This is a genomic window from Rhizobium sp. RU33A (assembly GCF_900156055.1).
Classification (GTDB): Bacteria; Pseudomonadota; Alphaproteobacteria; order Rhizobiales; family Rhizobiaceae; genus Allorhizobium.
Genome location: NZ_FTMQ01000001.1, coordinates 428,052 through 442,527, shown reverse-complemented (window position 1 = coordinate 442,527; position 14,476 = coordinate 428,052). Strand labels below are relative to the sequence as shown.

The following is a 14,476-nucleotide window of genomic DNA, read 5'->3' as shown; positions in this document are numbered from 1 at the left end:
CATCCCGCCGGATCAAAGGATCAGGCGACCCGTTCGTTCGCTGACACGATCGTCTTTTCTGCTTCCTCCATCTGCTCGCGGCGATCCTGCTCCATGATCGCCTGGATCCGCGGAAGCGCCCGCTCGAAGGCGGCCACACAATCCGGATCGAACTGGGTGCCAGCGCGGCCGAGGATATGCTCGACCGTGCGCTCGAAGCTCCAGGCCGGCTTGTAGGGGCGTTCCGTCGTCAAAGCGTCGAAGTTGTCGGCAACGCAAACGATGCGCCCGGAGATCGGGATTGCGGTCCCCACGAGACGGTTCGGATAGCCCTGTCCGTCCCAGCGCTCATGGTGGCTGGCGGCAATCTCAGAGGCCAGTTGCAGAAGCGAGGAACGGGAGCGCCCGAGAATGTCGCTACCGATCTCCGCATGCGACTGCATCTGGCGATATTCGGCTTCCGTCAGGCGGCCCTGTTTCAAAAGAACCGTGTCGGGCATCGCGACCTTGCCGATGTCGTGCATGGGAGCCGCCAGCCGGATGTCGTGGCAGACATGGCTCGGCAGACCCAGCTCGATCGCGATCGCTTCCGAATAGGCAGCGACGCGCAGTGTGTGGCGGGCCGTCTCCGGGTCCTTGTACTCGGCAGCGAGCGTCAGGCGATGGATGATCTCCTGCTCGCGTTCGCGCAGTTCGCCCACGGCACGTTCGACCTCACGGCGAAGCCACTCGGCCTGGTCGGCCAGCTGGCGACGGGCACGGGAAAGGCTGACGATATTCTGCACACGCGCCTGAAACTCGACCGGGTTCACCGGCTTGGTCAGGAAATCGATCGCACCGGCATTGAGAGCCGCCATGCGGGTCGTCATGTCCTTGTCGGCGGTGACGAAGATCACCGGGACGTTGGCATATTTCTCGAAACGGACGATCTCCGTATAGAGCTCCACCCCGTTATACACCGGCATCTGGTAATCGATGATGGCAATGTCGAAATCGAGCTCCGGCAGGGCTGACAGCACGGAATCGGGGCTCGCAAAAGGCAAGGCTTCGCAGTGATCGAGCTTACCGACGAGCTTCGTCAGGAGCTTCAGATTGGTGCTGTTGTCGTCCACCAACAAAATACGCATGAACGCCTCCGTGCTTCTCAGGCAACCAGTTTGAATTTCAGAGCGAGAATTTCCTCGCCCAGCATTTCGATATCCGCGGCAGCCGGTCTCTGGCTGCGCAGCGCGTGGGCCTTTACGGCCAGATCATTCAAGCCGACATTCGAGGCTGCGCCCTTGATGGTGTGCAGGACACGGTCGATTTTCTCAGGGTCGTTGCGGCGAAGGGCCTCGTTCAGCTCATCGAGCAGACTGGACGCATCGTCGAAGAAGGATTCCACCAGTTCCTGGAACACCTCTTCGCCCAGGGCATCCACCAGTTCGGCGTGACGCGCTTCGTCCAGTCCCTCGATGCCGAGGGCGGGCATGGCCTGAAGCGGGATATCCGCAAGATCGAGCTCAGGCAATTCAAGCTTCTGGGGGGCCGTCGTCGTGGCCGCTGCCGCCGCGCTTTCGCGTGCGGAAGACGTGGCATGGGCAATCATTTTCTTCAATCTCTCAAGTGTCACTGGCTTGGATTCAAATCCCTGCATGCCCGCATCAAGGCAACGGCGTCGATCGTCGTCAGATGCGTTGGCAGTCATGGCAATGATCGGCACATCGGCAGAGGGACCACGCTCGGCAATGATGCGCTTCGTCGCCTCGATGCCGTCCATCACAGGCATCTGCATGTCCATGAGGATCAAATCGAAGCGCTTCTCGCGAGAAATGGACACGGCTTCCGCACCGTCATTGGCAATCTCGACATCCTGGCCCAGGCGCGCCAGGAAACGAGTGGCGACAATCTGGTTCACCTTGTTGTCTTCGACCAACAGGATGCGGCATCGCGGCAACGTCTCTTCGACGACAACCTGAGCGGCGAGACCGTTCGCTTCTTCGCGGGTGACCGGGACAACGCCCAATTCGAACCAGAAGATCGAGCCGACACCGACCGTGCTGCTCATGCCAAGCTCACCACCGAGCTTTTCGACGATCTGCTTGCAGATGGTGAGGCCGAGACCGGTGCCGCCATAGCGACGGCTGATCGAGGCATCGACCTGAGAAAAGGGCTTGAAGAGCTTGTCGAGCCCCGCCTCGTCGATGCCGATGCCCGTATCTTCCACCTCGAAGCGGATCATCAGCTTGCCTTCGCGGTAGAAGTCGCGCAGACGCAGCGTCACCGTACCGTGATGGGTAAACTTGACGGCATTCGACAGCAGATTGAGCAGAACCTGACGCAGGCGGGTCGGGTCGGTCTTGACGAAGAGTGCCTGGAGGGAATCCGGCAGGTCGAGGATCACAGTATTCTCGTGATCATCGGCGCGGCCGCGGATGATGCTGACCGTGCTTTCAGCAAGCGCGCAGACGTCGAAGGCACGCTCCTCCAGCTCCAGCTTGCCGTGCTCGATCTTGGAGAAGTCGAGGATCTCGTTGATGATCTCGAGCAATGCCTCGCCAGACGAGCGGATAGTTTTGACGCTCTGGATCGTGTCGTCGGGCAGTTCCGATAGCTCGAGCAGTTCCGACATGCCGAGGATCGCGTTCAGCGGCGTCCGGATCTCGTGGCCCATGGTGGCCATGAATTGCGACTTCGCGCGGTTGCCGGCATCAGCCGCTTCGTAGGCCTCGCTCAACTGGCTCGCCATGACCTGCAATTCGTGGCTCGACTGACGGACCGAGCGAAGCTGTCGATTGAGCGTGACGACGAGGAAGACGACCGACACCATCAGCAGGGTCAGCATGACGGTGGAGGTTCGCTCCAGGTTGAGGATCGTTGACCGGCTATCGGCCCGCTCATGGCTGACACGGGTGTTGGTATAGAGCAGGAAATCCTCTGCCACGCGCCCCATGGACACCAGCTCTGTGTCGAGCTCTTTCAACTGCTGGGAACTTGGCACTGTCCCGGCCGCGTAGTCATCGAAGATCGGCTGGACTTTGCGGACACCTTCCGTCACGGCGGCGATGTAGCCGCGAATAAGCTCGTCGCCGGAGAAATAGGTCCCGAACTTCGCCTGATCGAGGATCGAGACGCGGGAATAGAGGATGTCGTAGCGCAGGGACAGATCGTTGAGCAGTTGCGGATCCTGTGGATCGGCTTTCGCGCTGCTCAGGCTATGACTGAACTGTCGTACTTCGCGGTCCAGTTGATAGACCGACCAGAGCGAATTTTCGCGGACGCCATCCTCCATGATCCGGTACTGGCGCGCGATATCGACAAATAGAACTAGAAGCACAATCAAAAGCACCGCAGACACGGTCTGCAGGACGAAGGCAACGGTGCCTCCGCCTGCAAATTTCCGTGCTTTGGCGCCTGTCAATGTCACTGGCCGACCTCGATTTCCTTGATCTGCCAGACAGACCGCGAGAAGTACTTCTCGTTGAACAGGTCTGCATTCAGATCGAATGGATAGACCAGCATCAGCGGGCCCTTGTCGCGGATCGACATCGGCTTGCCATCAATCTTGGTGGCGAGGATCGTGTCGAGCTTGGCGTCTTCGGCCGGCACATCGGCGGCGTAGTCGTTCAAGGCGCGGACCTTCAGACTCGTGCCGGTCGCACCGACGGCCGCGAGAATCTCGCGCAGGAGCGGACCTTCGAAGGTGACCCTGCCTGTCGTCCAGGGCGTTTCCATCTCGCCCTTGCGGCCTTTCAGCTTTTCCAGCATCGCCATGTCGAACTGAGCGACGTCACCGGAATTGGTGTTAGAGATCTTGCCTGTCACCGTCAGTACGACCGGACCGCTCGGCGCTTCCAGCGCCAGGGCGGCCGTCGCAGAGAGACCAATCGCAAGGATCGCAGTGGTAATGCTCTTCATGGTGCAACTCCTTCCGATCAGGCCGAACGCAGTTCAGGATGCACGGCGCCCGCGCCGAGATGATCCGAAAGCAGCTTCCGGAAGGCGACCGCTTCAACCGGCTTGTGCAGGAAGTCCGTGATACCCGCGGCCCTTGCTTCCTCGCGCAGACGCGGCTCGTCGTCCGCCGTCACCATCACCACAGGAACATCACGGTAACGGTCCATCAGGCGTACGGCCTTGACGAACTGAAGCCCGGACATGCCCGGCAGCAGGTGGTCGACAATCAGCATTTCGAAATTCTCGGCATGACACAGCATCAGAGCCGTGTTGCCGTCGCCAGCAACCTTGATCTCCTCAACGGTGACCTTTCTTGCGAGATGCTTGATGATCATCGCATTGGTCGGATTGTCTTCGACGATTAGTATGGCCATTTCCAAACCCCCATGAACACGCCCAGCCCGGGCTCCGTCAGCCTTCCAGGCCGGACGGGAACTGCGTTAACCTTTCATGGAGGAGTTGTATCAGGGGGAGGCTGAAATTCGCTGAACCAAACCGGTACAATTTTACCGATGGCACATTTAATTAGAACTTAAGAATTTTCGTAGGCTCGACTATGCCCTGAGACGAGCGAGTTCAGAACGTATCGAAGGTGAAATCGGCCGCCGCGCTGCGCTCGATGACGAGCCTGCCATTGGGCAAATCATTACCTTCCACTTTCGCTTCGATCTGTGCCGCTGTGAGACCATAGTGGGTCCAGCGTGCCACGAGCCTACGCTCGAGTTCGTCGATCGACGGCGCGACCATGACGGTGAGGTCGAAGAGATCCGCCAGGCTCGCCCAACGTCCCTGCTCGAGCAACAGATAATTGCCCTCGGCAATAACGATGCGATCTTCCGCATCAATGCATCGGGCGGCGGCGATGGCGAGTTCGCGATCACGATCAAAGACGGGCGTGAAGACTTCGCCGCCTGCCTTGACGGCCCTCAGGAGATCGCCAAGCCCCCTGATGTCAAAGGTATGCGGAGCGCCCTTGCGGGCAAGATCGCCGCGCTTTTCAAGGATTGCATTGTCGAGGTGGAAGCCATCCATCGGCAGGACCGCGCTGCGGTGGCCCCTTTCAACGAGTATCTTGTGCAGGCGATCTGCCAGCGTCGACTTTCCCGCACCAGGCGGTCCAGCCACGCCGACGAGCAGGCGGACGCCATCCTGCGCCCGCCGCTCGATCTCGGCGATCAGATCATCCAGCACCGGCGTCATGCGGCGCGCTCAACCTCTGGGGCCGGACGGGCGCCGGTCATGAAGGCAACGGCATCCGACATGGTGTAGTCCTTCGGATTGATGACGCAGAGACGCTTTCCGAGCCGGTGAACGTGGATGCGATCGGCCACCTCGAAGACATGTGGCATGTTGTGGCTAATCAGCACGATCGGCAGGCCGCGCGAGCGGACGTCGAGGATCAGTTCGAGCACCTTGCGGCTTTCCTTGACCCCGAGTGCGGCCGTCGGCTCATCGAGGATGATAACCTTCGATCCAAAAGCTGCAGCACGTGCCACCGCGACGCCCTGGCGCTGGCCGCCCGAGAGCGTCTCCACCGCCTGGTTGATGTTCTGGATGGTCATCAGGCCGAGTTCGGAGAGCTTGTCGCGGGCGATCTTCTCCATCGCCGGACGATCCAGCTTGCGAAACAGGCTGCCCATGACGCCCGGCTTGCGCAGTTCGCGCCCGAGGAACATGTTGTCGGCGATCGACAGCGCCGGCGACAGAGCGAGGTTCTGGTAGACGGTCTCGATGCCGGCCTTGCGCGCCTCGATCGGCGTGCGGAATTGCACTGGCTTGCCATCCAAACGGATTTCGCCCTCGTCCGGCACTACAGCGCCGGAAATCGCCTTGATCAGCGAAGACTTGCCGGCCCCGTTGTCGCCGATGACGGCGAGGATTTCGCCTGGATAGAGATCGAAGTCTGCCTGATCGAGGGCGGTGACACGGCCGTAACGCTTGACCAGGCCACGGGCTGTGAGAATGGGTTCCTGGGTCATCAGCCTGCTACCTTTCTGATCCACTGGTCGATTGCCACGGCGGCGATGATGAGAACGCCGATCAAGAGATAGGTCCATTGCGGGTCCGTGCCGATCAGACGCAGGCCGAGCTGGAAGACACCGACGATCAGCGCGCCGAAGATCATACCAAGGATCGAGCCACGCCCGCCAAAGAGCGAGATGCCGCCGATCACCACCGCCGTGATGGACTCGATGTTGGCGAACTGTCCGGCGGTCGGGGAAACCGAGCCGATGCGGCCGATCAGGGCCCAGCCGGCGAGTGCACAGATAAGGCCAGACAGCGTGTAGACGGAGATCAGCATGCGCTTGACATTCACACCTGCGAGTTCCGCCGCATCCGGATCGTCGCCGACCGCATAGACATGGCGGCCCCAGGCGGTGTGGTTCAGCACATACCAGAGGAGCGCAACGAGGAGCACCATGGCGACAACGCCATAGGTCAGCACCGCGCCGCCCATGCGGATGTTCTCGCCAAAGAACTTGAGAATCGGCGCATTGGCGTCGATGTCCTGACTGCGGATCGTCTCGTTGGCGGAATAGAGGAAGTTGGTAGCAAGCACGATCTGCCACATGCCGAGCGTCACGATGAAGGGCGGCAGCTTCATGCGCGCCACGAGCACGCCATTGATGAAGCCACAGAATGCGCCGACGCCGAGACCGCAGATCACGGCAAGCTCGGGAGGAAGGCCGTAGCGGAAGGCGAACTGGCCCATAACCACCGAGGAGAGCACCATGATGGCGCCGACCGAGAGATCGATGCCCTTCGTCAGGATGACCAGCGTCTGGGCTGCTCCGACGATGCCGACGATGGCGACCTGCTGGAGAATGAGGGTCAGCGTGAAGGCGGAGAAGAACTTGCCGCCGAGAATGAGGCCAAAGACGGCGATCGACAGCACAAGCACGATCAGCGCTACGGCTGCCGGGCTCGAATGCAGAAAATGCTGGAAGCGCTCGAGGGCGCTCTTCTCATGACGGTCGAACGAGGCGACTTCGGTCGAACTTGACGACAGGACCTTCTCAAATTCTTGCGTGGTCCGCGTCTCGGGATTGGCCGGCTGCATGGGTCATCCTCCCTGCCGTTGGTCTCAGTATTATACATGAAGGATACGCCCGGCCTGCCGCCGCGCAAAGGCCGGGCGTTGCGCCTAGCGGCGGGAGACGAACTCCCGCCGACGTTTCAGTTCAGGCGCGGGAGTTTAGATCAGCCCCAGCACTTCTCGGTGCCGACCTTGGTGTCGATCGACTCGACACCAGCTGCCGGCTTGTCGGTGACGAGAGCGACGCCCGTGTCGAAGAAGTTCTTGCCTTCGGAGGCAGCCGGCTTTTCACCGGTGTCGGCGAACTTCTTGATCGCTTCGATGCCGAGCGATGCCATCAGCAGCGGATACTGCTGCGAGGTGGCACCGATGACGCCTTCGGCCACGTTCTTGACGCCCGGGCAACCGCCGTCGACCGACACGATCAGAACGTCACCTTCCTTGCCGACGGCCTTCAGCGCTTCATATGCGCCGGCAGCTGCCGGTTCGTTGATGGTGTGAACGACGTTGATGGACGGATCCTTCTGGAGAAGGTTTTCCATCGCGGTGCGACCGCCTTCTTCATTGCCGTTGGTGATGTCATGGCCAACGATGCGCGGATCGGTTTCGTCGCCGATCTTGTTGATGTCGACGGTGTCGATGCCGAAGCCCTTCATGAAGCCCTGGTTACGCAGGACGTCGACCGACGGCTGCGAGGGGGTGAGGTTCAGGAAAGCGATCTTGGCGTCCTTGGCAGCGTCGCCGAGGGTTGCTGCAGCCCACTTGCCGATGAGTTCGCCGGCGAGAAGGTTGTCGGTCGCGAAGGTCATGTCGGCGGAGTCGATCGGCTCCAGCGGCGTGTCGAGGGCGATGACGAGGAGACCCGCGTCACGAGCCTTCTGGACGGCCGGAACGATGCCCTGCGTGTCGGATGCGGTGAGCAGGATGCCCTTTGCGCCATCGGCAATGCAGGTTTCGATGGCGGCAACCTGGCTTTCCGAATCGCCGTCAATCTTGCCGGCATAGGACTTCAGGGTCACGCCGAGTTCAGCAGCCTTGGCGGTCGCGCCTTCCTTCATCTTGACGAAGAAGGGGTTGGTGTCGGTCTTGGTGATGAGGCAGGCGGAAACGTCGGCGGCCTGTACCGGGGCGGCGAAAACAACGCCGAGGGCCAGGGTCGACAGGGCAGCAGTGATCAGAGACTTTTTCATATTGGTATCCTCCCGAATGGTGGCGGCCAGCTCCTCCGGCCGCAATGCTTCGGCACGGATCGCCCTTGGCAATCCGATCGGGCGCCATCAGGCACCCACTCCTCCACAACCCCATTTAGAACATCAGAACATTTCGGCTGTCAATAAATAAATCCAGTTGAATTATTAAATCGGTGTGACATTCTGCGGGGGCTTTCGTAAATGGAAGCGGTCGGGAGGAGCGACCTCAAGTGTCACATGATGATCATGCACGACTGGCGGAACCGGCGCCCAGGGTGAGCGCCGGCGGCGGCTCTAACCAGGTTCGTGTGCGCGCCTACAACGAGCGGCTGGTGCTATCGCTGGTGCGGCAGAATCCAGGCTGCTCGAAGGCAGATATCGCACGCCTTACCGGTCTTTCCGCCCAGACTGTCTCGGTCATCATGCGCTCGCTCGAAAGCGACGAGTTGCTGATGCGCGGCGAACCGATCCGCGGCCGCGTTGGCCAGCCCTCCGTCCCGATGTTCATCAATCCGGAAGCGGTCTTTTCCTTCGGCGTGAAAATCGGCCGCCGCAGCGCAGATCTCGTGCTGATGGATTTCGCCGGCAAGATCAGCAAGCAGCGGCATCGGACCTACCGCTACCCGCACCCCGACCATCTCTTGCCCTTCATTTGCGACGGCATCGCCGCCATGGAAGCTGAAATGGACGAGAACACGCGGGCACGCATCGCCGGAATCGGCATTGCCGCCCCCTTCGAGCTCTGGAACTGGGCGGAGGAAGTCGGCGCGCCCGAGGGTGCCATGGATATCTGGCGGCATGTCGACCTTCAGGTCGAGGTGCAAACACGGATGTCGCATCCCGTTTACCTGCGCAACGACGCGACCAGCGCCTGCGGTGCGGAACTCGTCTTCGGCGCCGGCCAGCGCTATCCCGACTTCGTCTACTTCTACATCGGCTCCTTCATCGGCGGCGGTATCGTCGTCAATTCCGCGCTCTTTGTCGGCCGCACCGGGACTGCGGGCGCGATCGGGCCCCTCCCCGTGCGCGACAAGCACGGCGAGACACGCCAGCTTCTCGACATCGCCTCGATCTTCGTGCTCGAGAACCTATTGCGCGAGCGTGGGCTCGATCCGCAACCGCTCTGGTATGCAGCGGAAGAATGGATCGACTTCGGCGAACCGCTGGAGATCTGGATCCAGGATACGGCTGCGGCGCTGGCTCAGGCCGTGGTCGCCGCTGCATCGATCATCGACTTTGCCGCCGCCATCATCGACGGCGGCTTCCCCGCCTGGGTGCGCCATCGCCTGGTGAACGCCACCATTGAGGCGATGAACCGTCTCGACCTCCAGGGCGTGGTCATTCCCGACATCGTCGAGGGCGAGGTCGGCGACCAGGCCCGGGCCATCGGCGGTGCCAGCCTTCCGATCTTCGACCGTTACCTTATCGATCAAACCGTACTGTTCAAGGATACCACCCATGCTGAAGGGCATTGATCCCCTCCTGAGTCCCGAACTCCTCGCCACCCTGCGCGCCATGGGCCATGGCGACGAGATCGCCATCGTCGACGGCAACTACCCGGCGCTCGAACATGCAAGGCGCCTCGTGCGTCTGGATGGACATGCGCTGGTCCCGGTCTTGAACGCCATCCTCAGCGTGATGCCGGTCGACGATTTCGTGCCGGAGGCGATCTTTCGGTCTGTCGTCGGGGGCAAGCCGGATCAGGTCGATCCGGTGCATCAGGAAATCATCGATTGCTGCGTCCGCCACGAGCCGAAGGTACCGGTGACCAAGCTGATCGGCGCTGACTTCTACAACCGGGTCAAGGCCGCCCATACGGTCGTGCAGACCGGTGAGCCGCGCCTCTACGCCAATGTCATCCTGCGCAAGGGCGTCATCTACCCATAAGGCTTAGCCTTCGAGGGCGCGCGAGATCCGTCGGGACAGTTCCACTGGGTTCTTCAGAACGATGGCACGGCTGGTGCGCTCGACCAACTGCTCGCGCGCCAGTCTCGACATTTCACGCGACACCGTTTCGCGGCTCGCGCCGATATGTTCGGCCAATTCCGCATGCACCAGCGGCGGCGAAATGATGCGTTCGCGACCACCGTCGTTGCGCACGCGCGAAAGCCTGAGCAGCGTGTTGTAAAGGCGGTGCTTGGTGTCGAGGAAGGACAGCTCGGACAAACGGTCGTTCATCGCCCGGATACGCTTCGACAGAAGCTGCAGCAGCGCCAGCGCGACGTCCGATCTCTGCCGCAGAATGTCGAGAAAGACGATGCAGGGAATCACGGTCACCGTTGCGTCGCTGACGGCCATCAGGCTTGCGGAACGGGCCATGTCATCGATGGCGGACTGTTCGCCGAGGATGTCGCCGCGCTTGAAGCTGCCGAGAATAGCCTCCTTACCGACGGAGAAGCGCAGCACGGCGCGGATCTCGCCCGTCTGGACGATGAAGACGTCCTTGGACACATCTTCGAAGTCGACCAGACTTTCGCCGGCACTCAGCGTGCGCGAATGGCAGCGCAAAAGCCATTCGCGGTCCTCTTCCGGCGTGAGACCAGAAAAAATGGCACATCCGCGCAGTGTCGGAAGCGTGGTTGCCGGAAGCGGCAGGGCGGAGCCTGTCGTAGCGTTTGCTTTCATTTACGGATTACTTGTCGCGTTCATGACGTTGGAGCTTACTTATTCGCCGGCATTGATGCTTAGCAAGATGCCGGAAACCAAGACCCTTACAATTCGGCTACCGTATAGCATCGAATTTCATTCAATTTGAAACAATGCAGAGACCGGTGCCCAAGAGTCAACCGATGGAACCCGATGACGGCCCCCAGACGTCGGTGAGGGCAAAGCCCCGCTCGAAGGGATCGAAGGGATCGAGCGCCACCTGATGCAGCCCGAAAGTGAAGCCGCGACCGCTGATCGTCGGGATCACGGCGGGACGCCCTGCCACCTCCGACAGGGCCGAGAATCCGACCTCGAATTCGGAGCCGATGATCGACCGAGACAGCATCACGTCGCCAACCTTCGCCTTGCCACGCGCATGGAGCGTCGCGAGATTGGCCGAATTGCCGGTGCCACACGGCGAGCGATCGACGCGCCCCGGCCACATCGTGGTGCAGGTGCGGATTGCACCGTCAGGATCGACGTCACGGAACATGACATAGGCCACGCCCGAGATCGCCGGGATCTCGGGATGGACCACCGGGATCTTCCGGTTGATCTCTTCTTTCAGGATCATGCCAGCGTCCACCAGAGCGCGGGCATTGCCCTTCTCGATGGTGAGACCGACCTGACCGACATCGACGAGCGCGTAAAAGATGCCGCCATAGCTCAGATCGAAGGTGATACGGCCCCATCGTGCGGTGTCGAGCGCCACATCCAGCTCGTGCACGAAGGACGGCACCATGGTGAGCTTGACGCGCTCGCAGCGCCCGTCGCGGCAGGTAGCCGTCGCCTTGACGAGGCCGGCTGCCGTTTCCAGCATGACGATCGTCTCGGGCTCCTGCATTTCGACCATGCCGCTTTCGAGCAGAGCCGTCGTCACGCAGATCGAATTCGATCCCGAACTCGCATGGGCCTGGTCCGGCTGCAGGATGACGAAGGCGGCGTCGGCCGCGGGGTTCTTGGGCGGCAGCAGCAGGTTGACGGAACCGATCGGCGCGCCGCGCGGCTCAAGCACCAGCATGCGCCGCAGCGCCTCGCCCTTGGGATCGGTGTTGAGCCACAGCAATTGCTCGGCCACGGTATCACCCGGGATCTTCGGCACGCCGCCGACGGCGACCTTGCCGATTTCACCCTCGGCGTGAACGTCGAGCAATTGAAGAGTGCGCTTCCATCTCATGTCATTCCCCCATGACGGTCGACCAGCCCGTCGCGAAAACGGGCCCCTGCCCTTCAAGAGCACAAGCTTATGCGACATCTCAAGGGGATACATCACAGGTGGCGACCTGCAACGTTGCCGGCGCCCTGTTAAATCAGGGGAACGAGATATCCAAGTGCTTTTATTGCGTGTTTGTAAAAGCAGCTTTGGCGATCACCCGCGATTAAGCCGCACGGAGCTTCACGGGAATGATCTTGCCCTTGGTCAGCTTACGCCGACGACCATGCAATCATGAAAAGGAGAGGAAATGGCGCACCCGAAGAGATTCGAACTCCTGACCCCCAGATTCGTAGTCTGGTGCTCTATCCAGCTGAGCTACGGGTGCGTGCCAGCCGACTGTCCGTCGGCGTTGGCGATCCTCTAAAGCGGGATGATCCGGAATGCAAGCGCCCTTTTCGAAAAAAGAGTCATTTTCCTGTCACGTGGCTCGCCGGACGGCCTCAGGCGCGGGCGCGCCAATCGTCGAGAGCCACTGGCCTGTCTGGGATTTCGACGCGGAACATAGTGCCGGGACCCGGTTTTTCCACAAGCGCGATCGTTCCACCATGGGCGATCACAAGCTCGCGGGCAATCGCCAGGCCGAGGCCCGTGCCGCCGGACCGTGCCGAACCACGGAAGGCAGTAAACAGATTCTCCCGCGCCTTGCGCGGCATGCCGGGGCCAGTGTCGTCGATGACGATGGCTACGACAGAACCGGTTCGCTGGGCGGATACGGTGATGCGCCGGACATGCTCGGGATCGTCGGGCGTGAACGTGGCCAGCGCCTGGATGGCGTTGCGGCAGATGTTGTGAATGACGCGAAAGAGTTGCTCGCTATCAGCGTCCACCTCGATGTCAGGACCGATCGTGTCAACGAATTCGATACCCGCCTCGTGGCTCAGATGCAGGAGATCCCGAACCTCCTGACAGACTTCCGACAAGAGGAAGCGGCGACGGCGCGGTTCGGCTTCCGAGGTCTGGCCATAGGAGAGAACTTCGCTGGTATAGCCGACGGCGCGATCTATGGTCCGCAAGAGCTTGGGGGCGAAGCTCTTCACCAGGGGATCATCGACATCGACCAGACGGTCGGACATCAGCTGAGCCGAAGCCAGGATGTTGCGCATGTCGTGATTGATCTTGGAGACGGCGAGACCAAGGTCAGCGAGCGTCTTCTGTTGGCGCAGCGTCTTCTGCAACTGGTCCTGCATCCGTGAAAGGTGACGCCCCGCAACCGCGATCTCGTCATTTCCGACGGTCGGTGGCAACACGCGGGTGGGATCTTCAGGATTTTCCGCGAACACCTGCATGCTGCGGGCCAGACGCCTCACCGGCATGATCATCACGCGATTGATCGCCAGGAACATCAGCACTGCAGCAATAACGGAAATAATCAAGGAGATGAAGAGGATGTTGCGGGCATAGCCGAGCATGGCCTTGCGCAGCGGCGCTTCGTCCATGACGATCTCGACCATGACGTCACTGCCCTCCGCGATGGGGCCGTAGACGCGCAAAAGGCGGTCACCGCCGAAGAACAGTGTGTAGAAGGCGTCGCGGATCGATCCGAGCTCAGAGTAATCCGAGAGGTCGAAGGCAGCGTCCACTTCGCTTGGCATCTCGGTCACGGCAAGCAAGCGTGAGGTGCCGTCCTTGCGAAGCACGATGGCCTTCGTACCCGTGGTCGTCAGTGTATCTTCCTGAACACCACGGGGCAGTTCGAGCGGCTGGAGTCCATCGATCACCACTCCGGCGGCAGCCGCCGTGTTAAGCCGGTCCTGCAGCCAGCGCTGGCGCATCGTGGCAACGGACGGTGCAAAGATCAGGATTTCAGCCAGCATGACGAAGGCGATTGTCAGCCACAGGAGCTTGCCGGATAGTCCCCTGATGCGGGACGGCATGGCATACCCCCCGGAGAGGTCGGCCTGCAGATGATTGTCCTGCCGGTCGAGCATCGGCCCTCATTCCTTGACGTCCCGGCCTGCCCCAATTATGGCGCCTTCCGGCACGACTTCACGTCAGTGTGAAGCTGTCTTCTCATGCGTATCACGCGAAAGCCGCGAAGGAACATGAAAGTTTGGTCATGTTCTCGGCATACTCACCAGTATTAACGATGGAGCCGGCGTGGCGGATGTGTGGCGAGACGCGGTTTTTCGCCTTTATTCACCAGATAGAGGCCAAAAAGCCGCCTGATTGACTCCTGTGCGCCCTGACACTATAAGCCGCGCACGTTCGGATACATGCGCCCGGCGGCGCTCACCCGTGCGACGAACCAAAACGCTGTTGCAATTTGCACATCCAAGAAGGGCCGCACACCGCGGTATTAAATAAATGTCGAAGCGTACTTTCCAACCTTCCAAGCTTGTTCGCAAGCGCCGCCACGGTTTCCGTGCGCGTATGGCCACCAAGGGCGGCCGTCAGGTCCTCAACGCACGCCGCGGTCGCGGTCGCGCGAAGCTCTCGGCCTAAGGCCGGATGAGCCCGACGAGACTGACGGGC

Annotated in this window: 14 protein-coding genes and 1 tRNA gene; 3 read left to right on the top strand and 12 right to left on the bottom strand. The window is 61.1% G+C overall.

All coding sequences use genetic code 11. The annotated features are described in order from the left end of the window. Nucleotides 1-20 precede the first annotated feature (20 nt). The 8 genes from BW978_RS02220 to BW978_RS02185 form a co-directional block, all read right to left on the bottom strand. Nucleotides 21-1,106, bottom strand: coding sequence for a response regulator (locus tag BW978_RS02220; RefSeq protein WP_054149095.1), 1,086 nt, complete (start codon nt 1,104-1,106; stop codon nt 21-23). Between the two features lie 17 nt (nt 1,107-1,123). Continuing rightward, complete coding sequence (locus tag BW978_RS02215) at nt 1,124-3,385, bottom strand: ATP-binding protein (RefSeq protein ID WP_244551866.1); 2,262 nt, start codon at nt 3,383-3,385, stop codon at nt 1,124-1,126. Then, nucleotides 3,382-3,876, bottom strand: coding sequence for a putative pterin-binding protein (locus BW978_RS02210; RefSeq protein ID WP_076391811.1), 495 nt, complete (start codon nt 3,874-3,876; stop codon nt 3,382-3,384). Before BW978_RS02210 ends, BW978_RS02215 begins: the two co-directional genes overlap by 4 nt. Nucleotides 3,877-3,893: 17 nt before the next feature. After that, the gene (locus tag BW978_RS02205) at nt 3,894-4,289 is read right to left on the bottom strand and encodes a response regulator (RefSeq protein ID WP_076391809.1); all 396 of its coding nucleotides are present in this window, start codon (nt 4,287-4,289) and stop codon (nt 3,894-3,896) included. Nucleotides 4,290-4,491: 202 nt separating this feature from the next. Beyond that, the gene (locus tag BW978_RS02200; protein ID WP_076391807.1) at nt 4,492-5,115 is read right to left on the bottom strand and encodes a nucleoside/nucleotide kinase family protein; all 624 of its coding nucleotides are present in this window, start codon (nt 5,113-5,115) and stop codon (nt 4,492-4,494) included. Continuing rightward, complete coding sequence (locus BW978_RS02195; RefSeq protein ID WP_076391805.1) at nt 5,112-5,894, bottom strand: ATP-binding cassette domain-containing protein; 783 nt, start codon at nt 5,892-5,894, stop codon at nt 5,112-5,114. Before BW978_RS02195 ends, BW978_RS02200 begins: the two co-directional genes overlap by 4 nt. Further along, a complete protein-coding gene (locus BW978_RS02190) occupies nt 5,894-6,976 on the bottom strand; it encodes an ABC transporter permease (protein ID WP_076391803.1) in 1,083 nt (360 codons plus the stop codon). Before BW978_RS02190 ends, BW978_RS02195 begins: the two co-directional genes overlap by 1 nt. A gap of 140 nt (nt 6,977-7,116) precedes the next feature. Then, nucleotides 7,117-8,142: a sugar ABC transporter substrate-binding protein gene (locus BW978_RS02185; protein ID WP_076391801.1), complete on the bottom strand. Its 1,026-nt coding sequence runs from the start codon at nt 8,140-8,142 to the stop codon at nt 7,117-7,119. A 230-nt stretch (nt 8,143-8,372) separates the two neighbouring features. On the opposite strand from BW978_RS02185, the gene BW978_RS02180 reads away from it, so the two are divergent. Together BW978_RS02180 and BW978_RS02175 are read left to right on the top strand one after the other, a co-directional pair. Next, nucleotides 8,373-9,617, top strand: a complete 1,245-nt coding sequence (locus BW978_RS02180; RefSeq protein ID WP_076391799.1) for an ROK family transcriptional regulator — start codon at nt 8,373-8,375, stop codon at nt 9,615-9,617. Then, a complete protein-coding gene (locus BW978_RS02175; RefSeq protein ID WP_076391797.1) occupies nt 9,601-10,029 on the top strand; it encodes an RbsD/FucU family protein in 429 nt (142 codons plus the stop codon). Before BW978_RS02180 ends, BW978_RS02175 begins: the two co-directional genes overlap by 17 nt. Before the next feature lie 3 nt (nt 10,030-10,032). On the opposite strand, the gene BW978_RS02170 is transcribed toward BW978_RS02175, so the two are convergent. The 4 genes from BW978_RS02170 to BW978_RS02155 form a co-directional block, all read right to left on the bottom strand. Further along, the gene (locus BW978_RS02170; RefSeq protein ID WP_076391795.1) at nt 10,033-10,767 is read right to left on the bottom strand and encodes a Crp/Fnr family transcriptional regulator; all 735 of its coding nucleotides are present in this window, start codon (nt 10,765-10,767) and stop codon (nt 10,033-10,035) included. Nucleotides 10,768-10,924: 157 nt separating this feature from the next. Beyond that, nucleotides 10,925-11,965, bottom strand: coding sequence for a 4-hydroxyproline epimerase (locus BW978_RS02165; protein WP_076391793.1), 1,041 nt, complete (start codon nt 11,963-11,965; stop codon nt 10,925-10,927). A gap of 287 nt (nt 11,966-12,252) precedes the next feature. Further along, nucleotides 12,253-12,329: transfer RNA gene (locus tag BW978_RS02160), tRNA-Arg, on the bottom strand. 115 nt (nt 12,330-12,444) lie between these two features. Then, nucleotides 12,445-13,878 (bottom strand): sensor histidine kinase, encoded by a 1,434-nt coding sequence (locus tag BW978_RS02155; protein ID WP_244551897.1) that lies wholly within the window; start codon nt 13,876-13,878, stop codon nt 12,445-12,447. A 430-nt stretch (nt 13,879-14,308) separates the two neighbouring features. Here BW978_RS02155 and rpmH point away from each other — a divergent pair, with 430 nt between their 5' ends. Next, complete coding sequence (gene rpmH, locus BW978_RS02150) at nt 14,309-14,446, top strand: 50S ribosomal protein L34 (protein WP_054156232.1); 138 nt, start codon at nt 14,309-14,311, stop codon at nt 14,444-14,446. The last annotated feature ends 30 nt before the right edge of the window (nt 14,447-14,476 follow it).

Bases quoted from the DNA above. Each gene is read 5' to 3' on its own strand.
- BW978_RS02185 (WP_076391801.1), bottom strand. From the start codon at position 8,142: ATGAAAAAGTCTCTGATCACTGCTGCCCTGTCGACCCTGGCCCTCGGC.
- BW978_RS02190 (WP_076391803.1), bottom strand. From the start codon at position 6,976: ATGCAGCCGGCCAATCCCGAGACGCGGACCACGCAAGAATTTGAGAAG.
- rpmH (WP_054156232.1), top strand. From the start codon at position 14,309: ATGTCGAAGCGTACTTTCCAACCTTCCAAGCTTGTTCGCAAGCGCCGC.
- BW978_RS02195 (WP_076391805.1), bottom strand. From the start codon at position 5,894: ATGACCCAGGAACCCATTCTCACAGCCCGTGGCCTGGTCAAGCGTTAC.
- BW978_RS02210 (WP_076391811.1), bottom strand. From the start codon at position 3,876: ATGAAGAGCATTACCACTGCGATCCTTGCGATTGGTCTCTCTGCGACG.
- BW978_RS02155 (WP_244551897.1), bottom strand. From the start codon at position 13,878: ATGCCGTCCCGCATCAGGGGACTATCCGGCAAGCTCCTGTGGCTGACA.
- BW978_RS02200 (WP_076391807.1), bottom strand. From the start codon at position 5,115: ATGACGCCGGTGCTGGATGATCTGATCGCCGAGATCGAGCGGCGGGCG.
- BW978_RS02205 (WP_076391809.1), bottom strand. From the start codon at position 4,289: ATGGCCATACTAATCGTCGAAGACAATCCGACCAATGCGATGATCATC.
- BW978_RS02170 (WP_076391795.1), bottom strand. From the start codon at position 10,767: ATGAAAGCAAACGCTACGACAGGCTCCGCCCTGCCGCTTCCGGCAACC.
- BW978_RS02165 (WP_076391793.1), bottom strand. From the start codon at position 11,965: ATGAGATGGAAGCGCACTCTTCAATTGCTCGACGTTCACGCCGAGGGT.
- BW978_RS02220 (WP_054149095.1), bottom strand. From the start codon at position 1,106: ATGCGTATTTTGTTGGTGGACGACAACAGCACCAATCTGAAGCTCCTG.
- BW978_RS02175 (WP_076391797.1), top strand. From the start codon at position 9,601: ATGCTGAAGGGCATTGATCCCCTCCTGAGTCCCGAACTCCTCGCCACC.